Origin of the sequence: Chryseobacterium sp. B21-037, from assembly GCF_028570785.1 — a bacterium.
Classification (GTDB): Bacteria; Bacteroidota; Bacteroidia; order Flavobacteriales; family Weeksellaceae; genus Chryseobacterium; species Chryseobacterium proteolyticum.
The window spans coordinates 206,559-227,512 of record NZ_JALGCB010000001.1 but is presented as its reverse complement, the minus strand read 5'-3'; the positions used below and the strand labels follow the sequence as shown (position 1 = coordinate 227,512).

At 35.5% G+C, this 20,954-nt stretch carries 21 protein-coding genes; 11 read left to right on the top strand and 10 right to left on the bottom strand.

Annotation, left to right across the window (positions count from 1 at the left end; translation table 11 throughout):
• Positions 1–19: 19 nt before the first annotated feature.
• The 4 genes from MTQ00_RS01015 to MTQ00_RS01000 all read right to left on the bottom strand — a co-directional run bounded on the left by MTQ00_RS01015 (position 20) and on the right by MTQ00_RS01000 (position 2,900).
• The gene (locus tag MTQ00_RS01015) at positions 20–571 is read right to left on the bottom strand and encodes a DNA-3-methyladenine glycosylase I (protein ID WP_172277335.1); all 552 of its coding nucleotides are present in this window, start codon (positions 569–571) and stop codon (positions 20–22) included.
• Positions 571–888 carry a MazG-like protein gene (locus MTQ00_RS01010; RefSeq protein ID WP_273647378.1) on the bottom strand — a complete coding sequence of 106 codons (318 nt, stop codon included), beginning with the start codon at positions 886–888 and terminating at the stop codon, positions 571–573. The genes MTQ00_RS01015 and MTQ00_RS01010 overlap by 1 nt, the downstream gene beginning before the upstream one ends.
• Positions 888–1,808: a helix-turn-helix domain-containing protein gene (locus MTQ00_RS01005; protein ID WP_273647377.1), complete on the bottom strand. Its 921-nt coding sequence runs from the start codon at positions 1,806–1,808 to the stop codon at positions 888–890. Before MTQ00_RS01005 ends, MTQ00_RS01010 begins: the two co-directional genes overlap by 1 nt.
• A 255-nt stretch (positions 1,809–2,063) precedes the next feature.
• The gene (locus tag MTQ00_RS01000) at positions 2,064–2,900 is read right to left on the bottom strand and encodes an SDR family oxidoreductase (RefSeq protein ID WP_273647376.1); all 837 of its coding nucleotides are present in this window, start codon (positions 2,898–2,900) and stop codon (positions 2,064–2,066) included.
• Positions 2,901–3,087: 187 nt separating this feature from the next.
• Here MTQ00_RS01000 and MTQ00_RS00995 point away from each other — a divergent pair, with 187 nt between their 5' ends.
• The 3 genes from MTQ00_RS00995 to MTQ00_RS00985 are packed head-to-tail and all read left to right on the top strand — an operon-like array spanning position 3,088 to position 5,489.
• Positions 3,088–4,002 (top strand): alpha/beta fold hydrolase, encoded by a 915-nt coding sequence (locus MTQ00_RS00995; RefSeq protein ID WP_273647375.1) that lies wholly within the window; start codon positions 3,088–3,090, stop codon positions 4,000–4,002.
• Positions 4,003–4,041: 39 nt separating this feature from the next.
• Positions 4,042–4,446, top strand: coding sequence for a hypothetical protein (locus tag MTQ00_RS00990; RefSeq protein WP_273647374.1), 405 nt, complete (start codon positions 4,042–4,044; stop codon positions 4,444–4,446).
• A gap of 29 nt (positions 4,447–4,475) precedes the next feature.
• Positions 4,476–5,489, top strand: coding sequence for a TQO small subunit DoxD (locus tag MTQ00_RS00985; RefSeq protein WP_273647373.1), 1,014 nt, complete (start codon positions 4,476–4,478; stop codon positions 5,487–5,489).
• A gap of 54 nt (positions 5,490–5,543) precedes the next feature.
• On the opposite strand, the gene MTQ00_RS00980 is transcribed toward MTQ00_RS00985, so the two are convergent.
• The 5 genes from MTQ00_RS00980 to MTQ00_RS00960 all read right to left on the bottom strand — a co-directional run bounded on the left by MTQ00_RS00980 (position 5,544) and on the right by MTQ00_RS00960 (position 11,876).
• Positions 5,544–7,121, bottom strand: coding sequence for a DHA2 family efflux MFS transporter permease subunit (locus tag MTQ00_RS00980; protein ID WP_172277314.1), 1,578 nt, complete (start codon positions 7,119–7,121; stop codon positions 5,544–5,546).
• Between the two features lie 163 nt (positions 7,122–7,284).
• Positions 7,285–8,397, bottom strand: coding sequence for an HlyD family secretion protein (locus tag MTQ00_RS00975; RefSeq protein WP_273647372.1), 1,113 nt, complete (start codon positions 8,395–8,397; stop codon positions 7,285–7,287).
• Between the two features lie 15 nt (positions 8,398–8,412).
• A complete protein-coding gene (locus tag MTQ00_RS00970; RefSeq protein ID WP_172277308.1) occupies positions 8,413–9,729 on the bottom strand; it encodes a TolC family protein in 1,317 nt (438 codons plus the stop codon).
• Positions 9,713–10,339, bottom strand: coding sequence for a TetR/AcrR family transcriptional regulator (locus MTQ00_RS00965; RefSeq protein ID WP_273647371.1), 627 nt, complete (start codon positions 10,337–10,339; stop codon positions 9,713–9,715). The genes MTQ00_RS00970 and MTQ00_RS00965 overlap by 17 nt, the downstream gene beginning before the upstream one ends.
• Positions 10,340–10,757: 418 nt before the next feature.
• On the bottom strand, positions 10,758–11,876 hold the full coding sequence (locus tag MTQ00_RS00960) for a DNA polymerase III subunit (protein ID WP_172277302.1): 1,119 nt from the start codon (positions 11,874–11,876) through the stop codon (positions 10,758–10,760).
• A gap of 213 nt (positions 11,877–12,089) precedes the next feature.
• Between MTQ00_RS00960 and MTQ00_RS00955 the strand changes: the two genes are divergently transcribed.
• The 5 genes from MTQ00_RS00955 to MTQ00_RS00935 all read left to right on the top strand — a co-directional run bounded on the left by MTQ00_RS00955 (position 12,090) and on the right by MTQ00_RS00935 (position 17,186).
• A complete protein-coding gene (locus MTQ00_RS00955; protein ID WP_273647370.1) occupies positions 12,090–12,518 on the top strand; it encodes an organic hydroperoxide resistance protein in 429 nt (142 codons plus the stop codon).
• Positions 12,519–12,610: 92 nt separating this feature from the next.
• Positions 12,611–13,930, top strand: coding sequence for an NAD(P)-dependent benzaldehyde dehydrogenase MdlD (gene mdlD / locus MTQ00_RS00950; RefSeq protein WP_273647369.1), 1,320 nt, complete (start codon positions 12,611–12,613; stop codon positions 13,928–13,930).
• Between the two features lie 340 nt (positions 13,931–14,270).
• The gene (locus MTQ00_RS00945; protein ID WP_172277293.1) at positions 14,271–15,545 is read left to right on the top strand and encodes a hypothetical protein; all 1,275 of its coding nucleotides are present in this window, start codon (positions 14,271–14,273) and stop codon (positions 15,543–15,545) included.
• Position 15,546: 1 nt separating this feature from the next.
• A complete protein-coding gene (lptC, locus tag MTQ00_RS00940) occupies positions 15,547–16,137 on the top strand; it encodes an LPS export ABC transporter periplasmic protein LptC (protein ID WP_273647368.1) in 591 nt (196 codons plus the stop codon).
• Between the two features lie 5 nt (positions 16,138–16,142).
• On the top strand, positions 16,143–17,186 hold the full coding sequence (locus MTQ00_RS00935; RefSeq protein ID WP_273647367.1) for an anhydro-N-acetylmuramic acid kinase: 1,044 nt from the start codon (positions 16,143–16,145) through the stop codon (positions 17,184–17,186).
• A gap of 29 nt (positions 17,187–17,215) precedes the next feature.
• On the opposite strand, the gene MTQ00_RS00930 is transcribed toward MTQ00_RS00935, so the two are convergent.
• On the bottom strand, positions 17,216–17,605 hold the full coding sequence (locus MTQ00_RS00930) for an SRPBCC family protein (RefSeq protein WP_172277284.1): 390 nt from the start codon (positions 17,603–17,605) through the stop codon (positions 17,216–17,218).
• Positions 17,606–18,174: 569 nt separating this feature from the next.
• On the opposite strand from MTQ00_RS00930, the gene MTQ00_RS00925 reads away from it, so the two are divergent.
• The 3 genes from MTQ00_RS00925 to MTQ00_RS00915 all read left to right on the top strand — a co-directional run bounded on the left by MTQ00_RS00925 (position 18,175) and on the right by MTQ00_RS00915 (position 20,876).
• Positions 18,175–19,536: a hypothetical protein gene (locus tag MTQ00_RS00925; RefSeq protein ID WP_172276481.1), complete on the top strand. Its 1,362-nt coding sequence runs from the start codon at positions 18,175–18,177 to the stop codon at positions 19,534–19,536.
• 19 nt (positions 19,537–19,555) lie between these two features.
• On the top strand, positions 19,556–20,137 hold the full coding sequence (locus MTQ00_RS00920; protein ID WP_172277281.1) for a DUF6705 family protein: 582 nt from the start codon (positions 19,556–19,558) through the stop codon (positions 20,135–20,137).
• 151 nt (positions 20,138–20,288) lie between these two features.
• Positions 20,289–20,876: a DUF6705 family protein gene (locus MTQ00_RS00915; RefSeq protein WP_273647366.1), complete on the top strand. Its 588-nt coding sequence runs from the start codon at positions 20,289–20,291 to the stop codon at positions 20,874–20,876.
• Positions 20,877–20,954 lie beyond the last annotated feature (78 nt).

The window sequence follows — 20,954 nt, the reverse complement described above, 5'->3', positions numbered from 1 at the left end:
ATTTTACAGGCTTCCTGATTTAACCTTTTTGCCACATGGGATTATGTTTCAGAATGGTTTTGTATACAGAGCAGTTTTCTGTATGGGCACCACCCAGATAACCAATACTCATCAGGAATTCATTGACGATTTCTCCACCTGTGAATTTAAATGTTTTTTTAAAAAGCTTCATCCATTCCTGTAAAGTTTTGGGATGATGATGTTCCAGCCATTTTTCAAATGATCCGAATTCTTTTTGCAGCTCAATGATTGTTTTGGCATTTTCAATGGCAGCGTTCACCTTAAGTTTATTTCTAATGATGCCGCTATCATTTAATAACCTTTCACGATCTTTTTCACTATATGCGGCTACTTTCTGAATATTAAACTGATCATAGGCATTTCTGAAGCTTTCTTCTTTTTTCAGAATGGTTTCCCAGCTTAATCCTGCCTGATTAATTTCCATTACCAAGCGCCCAAATAATTCATTATCATCATGAATAGGGAATCCATAATGATAGTCATGATATTTTTGGTGTAATGCCTTTCTGCTTTCAGGCTGCATCTTTTCTATGGCTGAACAATAACTCATTAAAATATATTTTCTGTTTTGGTTAAAAATTTCTCTAAAGCATTTTTGATATCAATACCTGTCCGATCTGCTAAGATAATCAACCACCAGATATTTTCCGCTAGTTTATGTTCCAATTCTGCAGAGGCATCTTTTTTAATCCATGTTTTCTCATGTGACATAATATCCCGTCCGACAATGCCGGCATCGGTAAGGTAGGCAAGTGCATCCTGTTCCAGGGTCCATTCACTACCGTTCTGCTGCTTTTCAAGACGGTGGTATTTCTCTCTGATGTCAAGAGCCCTTTCTATAATCTTATCTAAATTATTCTGATCCATTATTCTGATTTTTGAAGGGATTGTCTGTATTGATTAGGTGTCTGTCTTGTCTTATTTTTGAACAGTTTACTGAATGACTGCGGATGCTCGAACCCCAATTGATAAGCTGTTTCGGAAACTGACAATTGAGCTTCGGACAAATATTCTTTAGCCTTTTCAATAAGCTTTTCGTGAATATGTTGCTGTGCGTTCTGCCCTGTATGGTGTCTGAGCATATCACTCAGGTATCTTGGTGTAAGATTTAGCTGTGATGCAATATATTCTACTGTTGGCAGTCCTTTTATACCTTTTTCCCGATCAAAATAATCATCAAGTAAAGCCTCCATCCTTGAAAGAAGGTCATTATTTACCGCCTTTCGTGTAATGAACTGGCGATTATAAAAGCGATTGCTGTAGGTAAGCAGCAACTCAATCTGCGAAATAATAACATCCTGGCTAAACTGATCTATCCTTTCATTTAATTCATTCTTAATGCTTTCAAAAACATCGAGAATTGCTTTCTTTTCATTTTCGGAAAGATACAATGCTTCCGAAGTTGCGTAAGAAAAGAAACCGTAATTTTTAATTTTTTTCATTAAAGAATATGGTCTTATAAAATCCGGATGAATATGCAGGGACATGCCACTATAACTCCTTTCCTCCTGTTCCATAATAAGAACCTGCCCCGGAGAAACAAAAGAAAGGCCTCCTTCCTCAAAGTCATAATATCCCTGGCCATAACGGATTTTACCGTTGAAATTGGTTTTAAATGAGATTTTGTAAAAATCCGATTTTGTCCCCTGTTCAAAGGTTTTCGGATCGAAGCACGTTTCATCATAATTGATAATTGTGATAAGAGGATGTTTGGGTGCAGAAAGTCCCATCGCTTCATGTAAAGCTGACAGAGATCGGAAATGAACGGGTGACTGATTCGTTTTCATAGTACAAAGATAAGGTGGGTTTGTGACAACTGTTAGTCAGTAGGAATGTGAAATTTGATGAATTGATAATTGATAATTGATAGTTGATAGTTGATAGTTGATAGTTGATAGTTGAAGGTAGTAAATTATAGGTTGTGAAAATAAAGATTTTGCATATTTAACATTACAGCTATTTACTCTAACTTATTTAATTGCAATTCATTAGTAAAGCCCGCAACATCTAACATCTAATATCTAACATCTAATATCTAACATCTAAGTTCTAACCTCTAATTTCTTCTCTTCCCCAAACAAAAAGCCGGATTTTATTTTCTGAACATGATTTTCCACTCCGATGGAATTCCGGTCATTGTAAAGGGCATTAGCATCTTTGCCGGCAACATACCTCAGCTGATCTTTACCATCAGTTGCCGCTTCATAAATAACGTGGGCAATATCTTCCGGTTTTGAGTAATTGGATACCTGATCCGGACTATAGCCTTCCTGTACTTTTTCTGTCAATTGGCGATACGCGCTATGCTGGGCTCCATCTAATGAACGGCCAGCAAAATCCGTTTGTATTCCTCCCGGAGCCACTACTTTAACCTGAACCCCGAATTGAGCCAGCTCGTAACCCATACTTTCTGAGAAACCGTCTACTGCAAATTTTGTCGCACTATAAATAGAGCATGTAGGAAAACCCATTAAACCGAAACTGGATGTGATATTAATCAATACCCCTTCTTTTCTTTCTCTGAAGTAAGGAGTAAAAGTCTTTGTAATCCGGATTACTCCCATGAGATTGGTTTCAATCTGTTTTTTAATCTGTTCATCTGTAAAGGCTTCTAAAGGGCCTACCAAACCATATCCGGCATTATTCACAACCACATGAATCTCCGTTTCGGAAAGAACCTTTGCAATCGTTGATTCCAGCTGTTCTTTATCGGTAACGTCCAGTCCGATAACGGAAACATTTTCTAATGCTGTGAGTTCAGTTTCATTTTCGGGGTTTCTCATGGTCGCAATGACATTCCATCCCTGGCTTTGAAATAGCTGAGCTGTTGCTTTCCCTAATCCAGATGAAGCTCCTGTGATAAAAATTGTTTTTTGCATTGTTCTGATTTTATGATACAAAGGTCTTTAGAAATTAAAAATTAAAAGTAGCCATATTGAGTATCGTTGTAGCTATTTTGACGAATTACAGAATTTTTTATCATAAATTAAATGACAGGAAAATGTAATACTTCTTTATTACTAATTATTTTATCTTTACCCATCTTCTTATATTTATATCCGAATTATGAAACAGGTTATTTCAGTTCTTTTCCTCTTATTTGTATGCTCATTGAATGCACAGGCAATTTACTCCAGGGATTACGGAAACAAGGAAAATCCACCTGTTATTTTTATTCATGGCGGACCCAGCGGAAATGCTACATTATTTGAAGGAACTACAGCTGAGGCATTAGCTAATAAAGGGTTTTATGTAATTGTTTATGACAGACGTGGTGAAGGACGATCGAAAGATGACCAGGCAACAATGACTTTTAAAGAAAGTTTTGATGATTTGCTCAATATTTACAAACTGTATGGTCTGAATAAAGCAAATATTCTGGGACATAGTTTTGGGGGGATCATAGCGACTTTATTTACGAATCAATATCCTCAAAAAGTAAGCTCATTAACGCTTGCAGGTGCTTTGTTTTCGCAACAGGAAACTTATGATCATATCCTGAAAGAAGCTAGAGAAAAATTTAAGGATGATCCATCAAAATTAAAGCAGATTACAGACATTCAAGGTTTACCGAAAAACTCCGCAGAATACAGAAAAAGCTGCTATAATATTGCGGGTGATATGAATTTCTTTTCCATGCCCAATCCAACACCCAAAAGCCGGCAGCTCAGAAATGAATACGAAGCAGGTGATTTTTATAAAAAGAATTACAGAAACCCTGATTCACCTCTGAAATTCTATAAAAATGAAAGCCGGAATAATCTTAATAATATCAGTGTTTTAAAAAATATAAAAAAGAAGGATGTCCCTATCTTTGCGGTCTATGGAAAGAATGATGCTATATTTTCTGAAAAGCAGATCAATGATCTTCAAACAATAGTAGGAAAAGAGAACTTCGATCTTATTGACAACTGCTCTCACTATTTATTTGTAGACCAGCAGGATGAGTTTTTAAAATTTATGGTTGAGCATCTGCATTAAATTCTTTCATTCCATTATAAAAACTTAGTTTTGCAGATCATGCAGGACTACAAAATACATACGAGAACCTACAAAACAATCATTATCATGCTTGTTTTGATGTTTTCATTATCTCCCTGTTCTGTAAAAAGGGACCTGTTAGGTATTTTCGATATCCAATATATCAGCCCTTTAAATAAGGTAAGAGTTACTTCCAATCCCGCTTTCAGCTGTGATAGTTTGATTACGAACTCATCACAGAAAACACTTATTTCATCAATACAATCCAAATCGGTAAAAGGCTTTTTATTTTATTTGCATACTTGCTTACATCCTTTAAAAGAAGGTAAACAAATTTGCAATACCTATTCCGGAACAACTTCAGGAAATAGCCCACCAAGGTATATTTTATTTCAACAATTAAAATTGGATATAGCACAGGAGATTACCTCCGGTCATTTTTAATTTTAATTATTCAGTAAAATATACATTCAATGAAAAATACAACTTGCCAGCTTAAAGATCATGCTGGTTTATATACATTATCTATCCGTATGGTCATCGGATGGACTTACTTTTCAGCTTTTTGGCGGCGTCTGGTCCTGGAAAATAAACTGGATCCCGAAGTAAAAGGATATATCGGCGAAAAATTCAATCATTTCCTGCCCAATGCTTTGGGGATCAAACCAGCTATAGAATACCTTGTTACTCATCCCGATGCACTGCACACCTCTATGGTAGTTTTTACCATCATAGAAGCGATTGTAGGACTAGCGGTCATTTTTGGATTGTTTACCCGTCTCATGAGCATTGGAATTTTTGGACTGGCTTTAGGAATTCTTCTGGGATCAGGCTGGCTGGGAACAACATGTCTGGACGAATGGCAAATCGGTGTTCTGGGAATTGCGGGTGGGTTCACATTATTTCTTACAGGCAGTGGTCCTTTTTCTCTGGATGATTACTTTTTAAAGAAGAAGAAGATCAGTTTCACTTCTAAAAAATGGTTCCCATGGCTCGCCTCAGGTCATCTCCCTATCCGGAATCCCAGATATTTTGTGCTTACAGGTTCTGTTTTTATTATGGGACTTACCCTCTTTACCAATCAATATTTTCATGGAGGAGTCTGGGGAACTTTGCACAATAAATCAGTTCAACCCAAAGTTGAGATTTCAAATCTTTCCCTTAACCGTAATACCATTCATTTTGAGGTATACAGAACCGAGGGTGCTGACGTCTACGGTTCGTTTCTGATCGGTATTCATATTTTAGATAAAGATGGGATAATTTTAAAAGCATTGACCCAGAAAGAACTTTCGGAACTGCAATCGGAAAATATTCAGAATCATTATGTAGCCAGGGTAAAGCCAGGGAAACACAGTCTGATCATTCCGCTTGGAGCCAAGGCAGATCTCAAATTCAATATTGAAGATATCTCAGACAAAAGAAATATGATCCATCGCGTAAAGCTGATTGACATCAGCGGAGCTGAATGGTTTGCTGATCTTTAAACTTTTCAGCATAAAAAAATACCTCCGGATTCCGGAGGTATTTTTAATTTAAATTTAGTGCATGGCTTCACTCAAATCTATTTTTTCTTTACTTTTTCGCTCTTTCACGAAGAGGATAAATGGTATACAAATCAGGAAGGCTACCCCTAAATAAAGGAAAACATCCATATAAGACAGTACCGTTGCCTGTTTTGTTACTGAAAGATCAAGCATTTTATAGGCCGCATTCAATGCAGCATCAGGAGTCATCCCTTTGGAGATAAAACTTGCTTTCAGTGTTGCTAAACGCTGCTGAACCTCAAAACTATCACTATCGAGATGGGTAATAAGATTCACCCTGTACTTCTGACTTGCATTGGCAATAAAGGTTGTAATGGCAGCAATACCAAAAGAACCACCCAACTGTCTCATCATCCCCGTAAAAGCTGCACCCTGTCCAATTTCCTGACCTTTCAATGTACTTAGCGACAAGGAAGTAATCGGTATGAACAAGAGTCCTAATCCGGCTCCTCTTACAATCAACATCCAGAAAAAGGCTTCTTTACTGGTGTCTGGTGTAAGGATCTTATATCCCCAGAAACTATAAACAAAGAAAATGAACAATCCTAAGGAAACCAGAATCTGCTGCTTAGCTCCTTTAGAAAGCAATCTCCCGATGATAGGCATCATGAAGGCAGTAGTTAATGCTGCAGGGATCATCAATGCACCCGATTGCAGGGCAGTCCAGCCTAAGATACTTTGAGTGTATAAAGGGACAATAAATGTAGACCCATACAGCCCAAATCCTAATACAAAAGACATCGCCGTTCCGATCCTTAAATTACTGTTCTTCAGAACCCTTAATTCAACAATAGGAAATTTAAAGGTAAGCTCCCTCCAGAGAAACAGTATAAATCCTAATACAGCGGTTACGGTAAAGGTAACGATCATTCCGCTTGCAAACCAGTCTTCTTCATGACCTCTTTCCAGGATAAACTGTAAAGAACCCACAGTAACGGCTAACAGGGCAATTCCAAGCCAGTCGACATCAGAAGCTTTTCTCTTCTCGGCATATTTGGGACTTTTTACAAATTGTAAAGTCATCAGAGTTGCTGCAATACCAATTGGAATATTGATATAGAAAATATAAGGCCAGCTAAAGTTATCTACAATATATCCTCCTAACGGTGGTCCCAAAGTTGGACCAATGATTACCCCTAAACCATAAATCGCCTGAGCCATACTTCTTTTTTCAACAGGATATGATTCCGTGATAATGGTCTGTGAGGTTACCAATAATGCGCCTCCACCAATACCCTGGCATAATCTGAAGAATACCAGTTCCCAGATATTGGTTGCATTTCCACATAAAAATGAAAATATGGTAAAGATGATAATAGAGGCTGCAAAATAATTCCGACGTCCGAACTGCTGTGACAGCCAGCTCGTCATTGGTACGATAATTACGTTACCTATAGCATAAGCCGTAATTACCCAACCCACTTCAGAAAGTGTAGATCCCAGGTTACCTTTCATTTCATTGAGGGCAACGTTTACAATCGTGGAATCCACAATTTCAAGCAGAGCACAAAGAATAGCTGTGATCGTAATGATCACTCTCCGGGCTCCATATTCTACTAATGAATCTTGCATAGTTAATTTTGTGTGATGTACAATTGTATGAATGTGAAATGATTGATTTAAGGATTGAGAAATTTAAAGATTAAAGATTTCTCAATTGAAAACAAACCCGTTATTATGTTTGCGTAATCTATCTAAATCATAAAAACATTCTACATCAATACATTTTACATATTTATTTTAGCGAAACTTCAGCTTTCACATTCATTCCTGTTCTCAGTTTTTTAGCGATATTCGGATCCAGTTTTACAAAATCAATTTTTACAGGAAGTCTTTGTACCACTTTTACGAAGTTACCACTTGCATTATCCGGAGGCAGGATAGAGAATGTAGCACCGGTTGCAGGTGAGAAAGAGCTTACAACCCCTTCAAATTCCTGATCAGGGAAAGCATCAATTTCTATTTTCACTTTTTGTCCCTCAACCATTTTGTCAACCTGAGTTTCTTTAAAGTTCGCAACCACCCATTTCTGGTCATTTTTCACTACACTGAATAACTGCGCACCTGCTTGAAGATATTGTCCAACCTGAATCGGAACTTTTCCTACATATCCGTCTTCAGAAGCCAAAATAATCGTGTAAGACAAGTTTAATCTTGCATTTTCCACATCTACCTGTCTTTGTTGTGCCACTGAATTGGCTACACTTATCTGTTGAGAACTAGCTGCAGTCTGAGAAGAAGCAATACCTGTCTGCTGAGCGATCTGATTTCTCTGCTCCACTAAAACCTGCAACTGCTTATCTGCGGATTGTTTTGCAGCAAGCGCCTGCTCATATTGTTGTTCTGTAATGGAATGATCCTTTACAAGATTAGCATATCTTTTCAGGTCAGAAGAAGTTTTCCAGACATTTACTTTTGCAGCTTCGATCTGGGCATTTGCTGTTGCTACAGCAGCTTCAGAGCTTCCGATGTTTTTAGAAGTAGCTGTTGTAGTAGCCTGAGCAGTTGAAATATTACTTTTTGCTGTTGCCAATGCTGCTTCGGCTTGCTCTAATGCCATTTTCTGGTCTCTGCTATCTAAAATAACCAGAGTATCTCCTTTTTTTACAAACTGATTATCTTTTACTTTTATCTCTTTTACATATCCTGATACTTTAGAAATTACAGGACTCATATTGGATGCAATCTGGGCGTCATCCGTTTCTTCATGCACCTGTCCGTAAGAATAAGTTCTATATCCATAAATTCCACCTCCGATTAACACAACCGCTAAAATGATAGGGAAAACTAAACTTTTCTTCTTTTTTGGTTCTAAGTTCTCTGCTTGTTCTGTTTTATTATTTTCCATTGTGGTATTATTCTTTTATTTAATTGTTAAAGTTCCTGTAGTTTGTAATAGTTTTCTGTAAGCTAATGCGGCATCTGCTTTTGCATTGATCACTCCTACATTGGCTGAGATCTGAGCAGCATCTGCATCCAGGAGTTCGGTCATGGTGGCTAAACCATTATCGAACTTATTTTTAGTAATTCTATAGTTTTCATTAGCCTGAATAGCAGATTTTTCAAATACAGCAATCCTTTGCTTAGAATAGTTTGTATTTTGATATTCTCTGTTTACATCAAGCTTTATATTGTCATTTAAAAGTTCATTGCTTGCTTCCAGTTGTTTTTCTCTCGCCTTGGATTGTCTCAAAGATGAATTCTTCTTCCAGATATTAGCCAGATTATACTGTATCCCTATGCCTACGTTTACTGCATTGTAAACCGTTAAAAAGTTGGGTGCATCTGCTGCAATATACCCTCCTGTTAATGCAATGGTAGGTAAGTTTTCAGCTTTTGCAGCTCTACTTCCCAACTCTGCAGCCCTTCTTTGCTGGCTTAAGGCTTGTAGATCTTTACGATTTTGCTGAGCCTCATTCAGATAGTAATCCACAGGCTTAGCATCCTCAGCTTCATCTATATAATTGGGATCCACTTCAATAATTGTTGTTTCAGGAATTCCTAGTAACAGGTCCATATTGATGTTTGCAATATTGTAGTTATTTTTGGCTTCCAATAGCTGCAATTCAATATCTGAGGTTTGAAGATTTGCTTTTAAACGGTCATTTCTTGCGATCAATCCGTTATTTTCCATTTTAAGAAAAGTCTCATCTCTTTGATTGGAAGCTGTAAGGTTTTCTTCTAAAACCTTGATCGATTGGTTGGCCTTAAACAAATTATTGTAAGCCTGGGCAACATTGTAAGCGATGGCAGTTTTATCATTTTCCGTGCTTAGTTTGGATGCCTCCACCAGATATTTTGCAGACTCAATTCCATATTTTATTCTTCCTCCAGCATAAATAGGCATAGATAAATTAGCCTGACCTAAAAATACAGACTTCGGTGAGGCTACTCCACCACCTGATCCGGATTCGTTCAGAAATTTTACATCTACTTTAGCATTCGTTAAACGCATGTACTGCCCCGAAAGCTTAAAATCCGGCAGCTGTTTATTTTTTGCTTCTAAAAGGTCGGCTGTCGCTTCTTCTATTTTAGCGGCATCGATCTTTAGATTCTTGCTGTTTTGGATACCTAACCTCACAGCTTCATCAAGGCTGAGTTGTTTTTTCTCCTGAGCATTTATGTTAGCAATTCCTATAAATAGTGAAAGTGCAATAACGGAATTATTTATTTTCTTCATAACCCAAAAGGTCTTTTAGTAAATATTTTATATGTTTATTAAGTTCTGTGTAGTATTTTTCATCGAAAGCTTCTTCGTCCTCCTTATTATTCAGGAATTCTTTATACATTTCTTTAGCATTGGAAGCGTAAAATAACGTCCCGCTAACTGTAGTATGTAACAAATAAATAAGGGGGTTCTTGGTAAAAATGCCTTTTTCCAAACCACTCTTTAAAATCTGTGAGTACATGGAAAGAAAGCCCATTTTTGTTTGCTTCAGGAATTCTACAATTTGTGGGTTCTCCGCATGGAGCTGCTCACGCTGCATAATCCGGTAAAAGCATCTGTTATTTCTTACCTTTCCTGAAAACACGTCCACTATCTTTTCTATTTTCTCCCATTCATTAATATCTGTTCTCTCTAGAATATCTTTTGAAAAAAACTGGCTTTCATTCATTCTGTATTCTACCAATTTCTCGTAAAGTTTTTCTTTTGAGCCAAAATAATAAGAGATCATAGAAATATTTACATTCGCTGCCTTTGAGATTTCCCTTGTAGAAGTCCCGTCAAAACCTTTTTCAGCAAAAAGCTTTTCTGCAGCAAATAATATATTTTCTTCTTTTGAAATCATGTCACTGCTAATTTTTCAGGCTGCAAATTTACACAAGTTTTGTAAAGAATCAAACGATTGATTGATTTTTTAATGTATTTTTAATTTTACTTAATATAACTTACTGTAAACTAATACATTTTGATTAAATAAAAATACTAATTATTATAAATAAATTCATAATTAATTAACTATTTAAATATTTGATTTAATTTTTTCAGGTAAAAATTGTCAAAAATACAGCATTGGCCGAAGAAAGAATCTTCAAAAAATGATGTAAATAATTGGAATTATTTAAAATTGAAATCTGCCTTCCTTCTTTTATCATAATTATTTGTTTGCTTTTATTCTAATAAAAGTATCTAAGAAACACTTTACCATTCCTTTTTCATAACAAAAAAGTCCGGATTATACCGGACTCATATCTTATTTTAAAATTTTATGTTGTTTTATGAATATATCTGGATAGCTTTATTCCGAGGTCTGTCCATATGATTTTAGGATTCCCGTTTCTTGTTAAATGCAGATCGGCAGTACTTACTTCTTCAAGAATATTTTCAATATTGGCACCACTGATAAATTTAGAAAATCCAGCCCAGTTAAAACCATTGGCATTGATCTTTTTATACACCAGATCCTCAGATTGATAGTTTTGCAGTAAAGCTAATCTGAATATTTCAGAACAATAATTCAGAAAGTTTTTCTGCTTCTCACGATTCCACCCGGCTATCTCTCTTGCCCAAAGGATGATATTTTTAAGAAATTCCGGTCTCTTTTTCACCTGGAATGCATCCCGAACCCATTGGATGAAAAGTCGTTCGAACTCTTCATTTTTATTCCCCGATTTTAAAAGTTTTACAGCGTCATTCAGATTTCCCTGAGCTTCATGAACAATTTCCCTGGACTGCTCATCAGATACTGAAAAGTTGTTCCGAAGATAGGTTGCAATATCCGTATCGTTAAGTCTGGGAACTTCTACAATCTGTGTTCTGGAAAGTATGGTGGGTAAAATATCGTTTGAATTTTCTGCGGTAAGCAGGATAATGGTTTTAGCAGGTGGCTCTTCCAGGAATTTCAAAAATTTATTGGATGCCGCTACATTCATTTTATCTGCTCTCCATACAATGAGAATTTTTGTTCCGCCTTCAAAGCTCTTAAGAGAAAATTTCTGGTTCTGATCATCTATCTCATCAGCTGAAATAAAAAGCTGTTTGTTTTCAGAATCCAGAAAAGCAGTCCAGTCATCATAGCTTGCGTAGGGAGAAGCCAAGATCATTTCGCGAAAATCCTCAAACTTATTTTTGCTTAAAGAGTTCTTGTTATCCGTATATACCGGAAAACTAAAGTGCAGGTCCAAATGATTTAGGTGTTCAACTTTTGAAGCGGCGTGCTCATTTTCGCCCTGCAGGATTTCTTTTGCATAAGCTAAAGCCAGAGGAAATGTACCATATCCTTCCTTTCCAATGAAAAGCTGGGCGTGGCTTACTCTGTTTTCTGCAATGCTATCTTTAAGAAGTTTTTTCAGATTGTCTTGTCCGGCAATGTTCTCCCAATTCATGCCTCAAAGATAAAAAATCTTCTCTCAATTCAAGGAAATTTAAGATGATCTATTGATTAAAATAATTTTCAAAAACAGAACAATCCGCTTAAGAGTTCGTAATTATAGTCTCTGTCAATAATCTTATTTATGTAATTCAGTAATTAAATTGTATACAATTTAATTTTTAGCAATAAATTTGCTGTATCAAAAAACAAAAAATAAATTCACATTATGAAAGTATTGTATAGTATTGGCGCTACAGCCACAGGAGGAAGAAACGGACATGTAAAAAGCGAAAACGAAGTATTGGATCTTGAAGTAAGAATGCCAAAGGGTCTTGGTGGTACAAATGATGATTACGCTAATCCGGAGATGTTATTTGCTGCAGGATATTCGGCATGCTTTGACAGTGCCCTCAACCTGGTTATCAAACAGAATAGGATAAAAACAGGAGAAACTACCGTTACAGCAAAAGTAAGTCTTGGACAGATTGAAAATGGAGGCTTTGGTCTCGCAGTTGATTTACATGCTAATATTCCAGGAGTATCTATGGAAGAGGCCCGCTCTTTAATTGAAAAAGCACATCAGGTTTGTCCTTATTCTAATGCAACCAGAGGAAATATTGAAGTTAATTTAAGTGTAACAACGGCTGAATCTTAAATTAATCATGGAGCCTTTATCTGATATCAGTTTAAAATGAATAATTTAGATAAAACTTTCACCAAGATTAATAGATCATTATAAATAGTACTATGACACCAGAATCAGAACAAAAAATTAAGGAGGTTTTTGAAAAGCAAAAGGCATTTTTTAAAACCAATAAGACTAAAAATATTGAATTCAGAAAGGAGCAGCTAAGAAAATTTCGTGAAGTATTTCTTAACCACACGGATGCATTATGTGAAGCTTTGGACATTGACCTGGGAAAAAGCAGAAAAGAGGCAGAATATGTAGAAATTCAGATCGTATCCAGTGAACTGGATTATTTACTGGAAAACATTGATGAATGGGCAAAACCCACTCCGGTAGAATCCAGACCTCATCCTTCAGGAGCAAAAATTGTGAGCAAAATAACATATCAGCCTTATGGTGTAAATTATATTATAGGGCCTTTCAATTATCCTGTACAGCTCACTTTCAGCCCGTTGATCGGTGCATTGATTGCCGGAAATACAGCAATTATCAAACCTTCTGAAAACACTCCTCATGTGGCAAAGGTAATCGAGAAAATTATAGATGAATCTTTTGATGAGTCCTATGTTAAAGTATTCCAGGGAGCCATAGAGGAAAATACATTGCTATTAAGTCTTCCTTTCGATTATATATTCTTTACGGGAAGCCCCAATGTAGGTAAGATTGTCATGAAAGCCGCCGCAGAACAGCTGATTCCGCTTACTCTGGAGTTAGGAGGCAAATCACCAACAATAGTACACAAAGATGCTGACCTCGATAAAGCTGTGTCCAGAATTTCCTATGGAAAATGGATCAATTGTGGGCAGACCTGTGTCGCCCCTGATTATATTTACATTCATGAATCTGTAAAAGACAGCTTTATAAATAAATTTATAGCTTACCTTAAAACGACTTATCCTGAAGGATCTTTGGGAAAAATAGGAAAAATCGTTAATACCAATCAGATCAAACATCTTGCAGGTTATCTGGACGCAGCACCAGAAAAAGTAATTTACGGAGGAGCATATGATTCTGAAACCCGTCATTTCGAAGCAACCTTAATGGATCAGGTGACCTGGGATGATCAGGTGATGCAGCAGGAAATTTTCGGTCCTATATTGCCCATCATGACCTATACTGACATTGATGTCGCTCTGGAAGAAATCAACAATCGCCCCAAGCCTCTGGCTTTATATGTTTTTTCTGAAAGTGAAGAATTTGCCAATGATGTTTTAAACCGTACCACAAGTGGTGATGCTGAAATCAACAGCGCCATCATCCATGTAGGCTCTCATTTTCTGCCTTTCGGAGGCGTAGGAACTTCCGGCATTGGAAAATATCACGGAAAGTTCAGTTTCCAGGCATTCAGCCATAGCAGATCGGTTCTGGAAGTATTATAAGCTCAATTATTAATTGACAATACATAAAAAGTTGAAAGGCAGTTTTCTTTGTGGAAAACGGCCTTTTACAATTACAAAAATCAGATAAAGCAACGTCTATTTATAGCAAAGCTCTTCTTTTCATTAATGTAATCAACTATTATTGTGAAAGATGTATAGTTGCAGGAATCCTGACAATTCCATCCTAAGAAAAAAAAAGCTCACTTCGGCTAAATTTATTTTTATAACAAAAAATCAGCTTTTGATTTAAAGATAATTCCCCTTAACAAACTTTAACCTCATGAAATTTTTACAATTCATTAATATTTAAGATATTTGCGCATTATTTTAAAAATAAAGAATGAAAAAAATCTTTGTACTATCATTCATTTCTGTTGGCTATTTCCTTAATGCGCAGAGTTTAAGTAATTCACCATATGCAACTTACGGAATCGGGGATGTAAAATATGATAATACGATTGAAACAGCTTCTATGGGTGGTATTTCAACGGCTTTTATAAGTGATTTCACGAGTAATTTCAATTTTGCCAATCCAGCAAACAATACGAATTTCGAACTGACCAGTATTAAGCTTGAAGCGACGAACGAAAACAACTATTTCAAAACGAATTATAACAATACGAAGTCTACCAAACATTCTACGTATTTATCCAATATTTCATTAGCATTTCCTATCTCCTCAAAGGTGAAAATGGGATTATCTTATCAACCTTACAGCTCAAAGAGCTATGATATTGTTAATACCAGCACTACCACTGATGGAACTGTTTTTGCCAACCGGTTTAAAGGAACAGGAACATTAAATACAGCACAGATAGCTGCATCTTATAAAGTAAGCAATGAATTTGCTTTGGGTTTAAGAGCGAATTACTATTTCGGTAATCTGTATGATCTTAACGAGATCACTACTGCTGATAGCCAATTGATCAATGGATACGAGACCAAAAATAATGTTCGAAACTTTAATTTTACTTTAGGGACAAGCTACCAGCATTTGAATACCCGTACTGATAAAAAACTAACCATTGGTGCCACTACTACTTTTGGAAACACAAGTAATATGACTACCGATTATACAAACAGTACTTATTTCTATGCTGCCGACGTGAAAAAAGAGGAGCAGATTATAGAACAGAAAAGCACAAGCTCCAAAAATCTTTTACCCGTACAAGCCTCTTTAGGGGTTGGATATGGAAGTGAAAACCAATGGTTCGTTTCGGGCCAGATTGATTATAAAAAAGGAGAAACCATTTCTTATTTTGGAAAAACATTTGATTTCCAGGATACCTACAGAATATCTGCCGGTGGTTGGTATTTACCTAACTACAATAACTTCAGAAACTATTTCTCAAGAGTAGTATACCGTTATGGTGCATTCTATGAAAGAGGAGGTTTGAAGATCGGTAATAACAGCATTAACAAATTTGGTATTTCAGCAGGGGTAATGCTTCCGTTCAAAACCAGTAGTATAACGAGAATGAGTGGATTGGAACTGGGTATCGAGCTTGGTAAGCGCGGAACTTTAAAAGACAACCTGATCAACCAGAATTTCATCAACCTGAGGGTAGGATTTAATTTTGCTGACAAGTGGTTCAGAAAGAGTTTATACAACTAAAATGAAGTTTAAAAACTTATCATATAAAAAAAATATAGCATGCCTTTTTAGTTGTGCTATATTTTTTATATTGACATCCTGTGAAGAGGATCTTACCAAACGAAACGGCAATCAAAGCAAAAATTTCCCTTCACAGATCATTAATAATGCCCGTATCATCCAGAGAGATTCCGGATTCGTCACACTAAAGGCGTTAGCTCCTATTATTGAAAAGTACGAGCTCATAGATAGCCCGTATGTAGTTGCCCGAAAAGGAATCAATATTGAATTTTTTGATAAGAAAAAGCCCAAGGTACCGGGAAAAATTACTGCCAAATACGCGCGGATCTTCGAATATAAAAAATTCTATGAGGCAAAAGGTAATGTGAGAATTACCACCAACGAAGGACAAAGATTTGCCATGCAGAGCATCTACTGGGATCAGAGGAAAAACCGTATTTACACCAAAGATACCGTATATGTAACGATGGAAGATGGCTCTACGCTTGTAGGCGCCAACGGAATGACCGCCAAGGATGACTTCTCTGAATATACTTTCTTTAACAGTTCCGGAGATTTCAGCTCTAAACAACTGTCCGAATCCAAAAAATAATTTCTATGATTTTCCGAGCGATAGGTTTAATGTCGGGTACCAGTTTAGATGGACTGGATATTTGCTTTGTCCGGTTTGAAAAGCAGGAGCAGTGGAGTTTTCAGATTGTAATTGCCGAAACCATTCCCTACCCTGAGATCTGGGAACAACAACTGAGGAATTCTATCCATTTATCCGCTGAAGAACTCCTGGAGCTCAATGCTGAATACGGTTTCTATCTGGGAAAACAGGTTCATCAGTTTATAGAAACTCATCAATTAAAAAACATTGACCTTATCGCCTCTCACGGGCACACCGTTTTTCATCAGCCTCAAAAAAAGTTCACCCTACAAATCGGAGATGGAAGAGCCATAAAGCTTGAAACGGGATTACCTGTTATCTATGATTTCAGGACACAGGACGTTTTGATGGGTGGAAATGGAGCTCCCCTGGTCCCGATTGGTGACGAACTATTGTTCCCGACATACGACGCATGTCTTAACCTGGGAGGATTTTCAAATATCTCATTTCAGTCTCATCAAAGGAGAATAGCATTTGATATCGTTCCGGTAAATATTGTTCTGAATAAATTAGCGGAACAGTCAGGTAAACGTTTTGATGAAAATGGTGAACTTGCCCAAAAAGGAACTGTTAACAAAGCTTTACTGGACAAGCTAAGCTCAATCCATTTCTATAGACAGCCTTACCCTAAGTCCTTAGGTATTGAATGGTGTAATGAAAATATCTTTAACAGTTTTAAAAATATTGAAACCCTTGATCTGCTGGCAACCTTCACTGAGCATATTGCCGAACAAATTTCTCAAGTTATCAATGAGAATGCCTTGAAAAACATTCTTTTTACCGGTGGCGGAACCCATAATTCTTATCTGATCGAAAAGATAAAGGCAAAAACAAAAGCAGAAATTGTTATTCCTGAAAAACAGCTTATAGACTATAAAGAAGCATTGATCTTTGGGTTTATGGGAGTATTAAGACTTAACCATGAAATTAATGTATTATCCTCAGCCACGGGTAGCTTTAAAGATCACAGTTCCGGTATTATTGCATAAAAAAACCTCCATTTCTGAAGGTTTATATATTACTTGTAAGCTTCTATCTTATCCGTTAAGGTATTGATAAAATTCTGAAGAGGCTTCTCAACCATCATTTTTATAAATGGATTAAACTTACCCTCAAAAAGCATTTGTACTTCCGTTTGGCTGTCATTGACAGGATTTAAAGTTGCTGTTAATGAAAAATCCAGACTTGAACTTGCCGATTTCAAAACAGCTTTTTGGTCTGTAACTTCATCTATTTTTAAAGCAATTTCCGGCATCCCCTGCAGTCCAAATTTAAATCCATCTTCTCTGCTTTCAAACTTTTGAAGTCCGTCCGGCATAAATTCTTTATAGTTGTCTGGTGTTTTTAATAGTTCCGCCAACTCTTTAGATGATTTATTGACAATAATTTTTCGTCCTTCTAAATTCATTTTTTATTTTTGTATTTAAATTCTTTGATATAAAGTTTTACATTATATTCATAATTGACTACTTATCAATATATTACACAACTCAGTAAAACAGTGCAGTAAAAAATTATCCAAACAAAATAGATAATTTTGAAGCTCGCATATTTTCACCTTAAAATTTAAATGAAAAATCGTACATCTATATTTACCACTGCAACAAAAGTATAAAAAAAAACTTTAAAGGCATCAATTCTGAGAGTTCTTTTGATGAAACAATTCTAAAAGATAAATCTTTCAAAAACATTGTAGAAAAAGAAATAGGAAGGTTGGAAGCCTAGCAAAATATAGTAAAACTTTAATACACTATGATATTCTTTCTGAACCTATTACATTGTTTGTTCAATAATATATTACATTGGTAAAAGAATTAGCAAGTTATTAAGAATAAATATTAAGACTTAAGCCCTGATAAAAGAATAAGTATAATTAATAGATTTACATATGTAAAAAGCAGTTTAAAACGATACGGAAAACCCCATATTGTGAATTAAAAAAAATTTTAAATTAGCAACTAAAATTATTAACTGTTTATGAAGAGAAAACTCATTGTATCATTACTTTTATTGGTAATGGGCCTGTTCTTTTTCAATTCCTGTAGAACAGATGAAACAGCGCAGGAAGAAAAAAGAACGGAAAGAGAAAAAATTGGAGCTTTTGCGAGGTTTGAAGAAAACCTTGCCTCTAAAAAGCTCTTGCAAAAGGACGGTTCTGAATATGTGAGTTACCATGAACCTTTCATGAATATCATAAAAACTTTTATGGATAAGAATCCGGATTATTCAAAAAAGTTTAATGAACAAGTAGGAGATGTATATTTTGATTTAAGAAGTCTCACTTACGGAGATTCAAACAAGGGTATTGTCTATCCCATTATGAAAGACGGCAAGGTAAATGCTGCATTATTTGGAATCATAAATCTTGAAAGAGATTGGGTAAACTTTAGTGTATTAAAAAATGACTCTCCTGAGGTACAAAGTATTCTTGCAAAACTTCAGAAAGCTTATGATGCAATGCAACTCTCAAAAGGGAGAGAACAAATGCATGAAGAAGCAATCGAGGAGGTTATTATTACCGTATATCAATCAATACCTGGTCCATCTTACATTTTTTATTATCCATTTTTAGATTATGGAAGTAATGGAGGGAGCGGTGGTCTTGGCGGAGGAATGAGTGGCGGAGGGGCTATTCATGGAGGCGGTGGTGGAACTCCTGTAACTCCTCCAAATCCTTGTGAGAAAGCTAAAAATATTTTAAGCAAACCCGATGTACAAGCAAAAATCAAAGAACTAAAGGTTCAAGCTTCTAAGGGTGGCGAAATTGGAGTAAAAATAAAATCAGATGGAACAACCAGTGCTACCATTCCTGGAGGCCCACATGAAGTGGATTTAGGTGATACAGCCGAATACCAGGGTGGTTATCATAATCATACCCCAAATGGCATTAAAATGCTTTCTCCTCCAGATATTATTAAACTTCTAAATTTTTCAATCGCACAACCTAACGGAAATATTGGAGATGGTTTTATGGGTATGATTGCCTCGGAGCCCTGTAGCACATGTCCTAATGGGATTAGATATTACAACTATATGATTAACTTTAGTGGTACTGCACAGGAGTTATCACAGTTTTTGTACAATAATAGTTGGGATATAAAAACCTTAATGAAAGACTATATGAAAAGAGAATCAAAACTTGCTGGAAATTCAGTGTATGTGGATACTTTAGGAGGTGATTTAAATAGTGCTGGACTTCAAAAATTGTTTTTTGACACTTTAAAAAATATGGGTATGGATGGCAAGGTATCTTTACAGAGGATAGAAGATAATGGCACAGTAACAAATATAACACTAAACAGTGATGGTAATAATACAACCGCTACACCGTGTTCTTAAAACATTAAAAAATAAAATTATGAAAATTCACTTTAAAATATTTCTAATTGCGGGATTAATTATAAACTTTATTTCCTGTAAAGCACAACAACAATATCCCTTAAATACAGATTATGAAGACATCCCAAACAATTCATATTTAAAAGACCTAAATCATGAGTTAGATCCATACGTAGGAAAATACAAGGCTAATTATCAAGGAAACGAAATAATAATTTTCATCACAAAAGTAGATAATAAATTAGAAAAAAGTACTCATAAAAGCTATTTTACAGATGCATTAGTAGTAAAATATATAATAAAAAATTCTTCTGGAACAATACTTCAAGATACGCAAAGCATGGTTTTAAATAATGATTCTTATTTTAATATTGTAAGTATTGGAACCAGACCTACACTGGGAGATATAATCTTTATCTATGATGGTACAAATTGTGGTATTGGATGGGGTAAAATAATACTAAAAAAGATTAATTCGAATCAAATATCTTGGGAATATAAGCCAAACAGTTTAGTAATTGATGCTGCAACTTGTCCTCCAAGCACTGATAAAACAGTATACTTACCAGAAACAAAGGGCTTAGTATTTACTAAACAATAGAGTTAATTAATCTTAATTAAACATTAAATAGATCTTTACCTAAATTGGTAAAGGTTTATTATTGATGCTCATTGAATAAATCATATCTGAAAACACTCATTTTACCCGTAATTTAAAGGTCAATACAACAGATACACCGTGTTCTTAAATCATGAAAACAATATTTTTGAGAGTTATAATTGTATTAGAATTAATTATAAACATAACTGCTTGTAAAGCACAACAAATACAGCCCTTAAATACTAGTTTGAAAGATATTACTTCTAATTCTTATCTGAAGGATTTGAATAATGAATTGGATAGTTACGTGGGAAATTTTTCTGCAAATTTTGATGGAAAAATAATTAATCTGTTTATAACAAAAGAAGTAAAGAAAAAAATTGATCTACAAACTAAAAGTTACTATCAAGATGTTCTTTGCATCAAATTTATAGTAAAAAAAACAAGTGGTCAAGTTTTACAGGATACCAAAAACATGTCAATTCCTATAAACCAAGATACTCATACAATCTACAGCTTCGGAACAAGTCCAAGTCAAAATTTAGTACTGCTATATTATGGAGGCACTAATTGTGGAATTGGTTGGGGAAAGATACTTCTAAAAAAAATAAATTCAACACAGCTTTCATGGAGATATAAACCAAATGATTCTCTAATTGATAGTGCCACTTGTCCTCCCAGTACAGATAAAACAGTATACTTACCTGAAATAAAGGACTTGGTATTTACTAAGCTATAGACTTAATTAATCTTAATTAAACATTAAATAAGCCTTTACATCAATTGGTAAAGGTTTATTATTAGTGCTTATTGAATA

Excerpts from the sequence above, each read along its gene's own strand:
- MTQ00_RS01015 (WP_172277335.1), bottom strand. The coding sequence starts at position 571 with ATGAGTTATTGTTCAGCCATAGAAAAGATGCAGCCTGAAAGCAGAAAG.
- MTQ00_RS01010 (WP_273647378.1), bottom strand. The coding sequence starts at position 888 with ATGGATCAGAATAATTTAGATAAGATTATAGAAAGGGCTCTTGACATC.
- MTQ00_RS01005 (WP_273647377.1), bottom strand. The coding sequence starts at position 1,808 with ATGAAAACGAATCAGTCACCCGTTCATTTCCGATCTCTGTCAGCTTTA.
- MTQ00_RS01000 (WP_273647376.1), bottom strand. The coding sequence starts at position 2,900 with ATGCAAAAAACAATTTTTATCACAGGAGCTTCATCTGGATTAGGGAAA.
- MTQ00_RS00995 (WP_273647375.1), top strand. The coding sequence starts at position 3,088 with ATGAAACAGGTTATTTCAGTTCTTTTCCTCTTATTTGTATGCTCATTG.
- MTQ00_RS00990 (WP_273647374.1), top strand. The coding sequence starts at position 4,042 with ATGCAGGACTACAAAATACATACGAGAACCTACAAAACAATCATTATC.
- MTQ00_RS00985 (WP_273647373.1), top strand. The coding sequence starts at position 4,476 with ATGAAAAATACAACTTGCCAGCTTAAAGATCATGCTGGTTTATATACA.
- MTQ00_RS00980 (WP_172277314.1), bottom strand. The coding sequence starts at position 7,121 with ATGCAAGATTCATTAGTAGAATATGGAGCCCGGAGAGTGATCATTACG.
- MTQ00_RS00975 (WP_273647372.1), bottom strand. The coding sequence starts at position 8,397 with ATGGAAAATAATAAAACAGAACAAGCAGAGAACTTAGAACCAAAAAAG.
- MTQ00_RS00970 (WP_172277308.1), bottom strand. The coding sequence starts at position 9,729 with ATGAAGAAAATAAATAATTCCGTTATTGCACTTTCACTATTTATAGGA.
- MTQ00_RS00965 (WP_273647371.1), bottom strand. The coding sequence starts at position 10,339 with ATGATTTCAAAAGAAGAAAATATATTATTTGCTGCAGAAAAGCTTTTT.
- MTQ00_RS00960 (WP_172277302.1), bottom strand. The coding sequence starts at position 11,876 with ATGAATTGGGAGAACATTGCCGGACAAGACAATCTGAAAAAACTTCTT.
- MTQ00_RS00955 (WP_273647370.1), top strand. The coding sequence starts at position 12,090 with ATGAAAGTATTGTATAGTATTGGCGCTACAGCCACAGGAGGAAGAAAC.
- mdlD (WP_273647369.1), top strand. The coding sequence starts at position 12,611 with ATGACACCAGAATCAGAACAAAAAATTAAGGAGGTTTTTGAAAAGCAA.
- MTQ00_RS00945 (WP_172277293.1), top strand. The coding sequence starts at position 14,271 with ATGAAAAAAATCTTTGTACTATCATTCATTTCTGTTGGCTATTTCCTT.
- lptC (WP_273647368.1), top strand. The coding sequence starts at position 15,547 with ATGAAGTTTAAAAACTTATCATATAAAAAAAATATAGCATGCCTTTTT.
- MTQ00_RS00935 (WP_273647367.1), top strand. The coding sequence starts at position 16,143 with ATGATTTTCCGAGCGATAGGTTTAATGTCGGGTACCAGTTTAGATGGA.
- MTQ00_RS00930 (WP_172277284.1), bottom strand. The coding sequence starts at position 17,605 with ATGAATTTAGAAGGACGAAAAATTATTGTCAATAAATCATCTAAAGAG.
- MTQ00_RS00925 (WP_172276481.1), top strand. The coding sequence starts at position 18,175 with ATGAAGAGAAAACTCATTGTATCATTACTTTTATTGGTAATGGGCCTG.
- MTQ00_RS00920 (WP_172277281.1), top strand. The coding sequence starts at position 19,556 with ATGAAAATTCACTTTAAAATATTTCTAATTGCGGGATTAATTATAAAC.
- MTQ00_RS00915 (WP_273647366.1), top strand. The coding sequence starts at position 20,289 with ATGAAAACAATATTTTTGAGAGTTATAATTGTATTAGAATTAATTATA.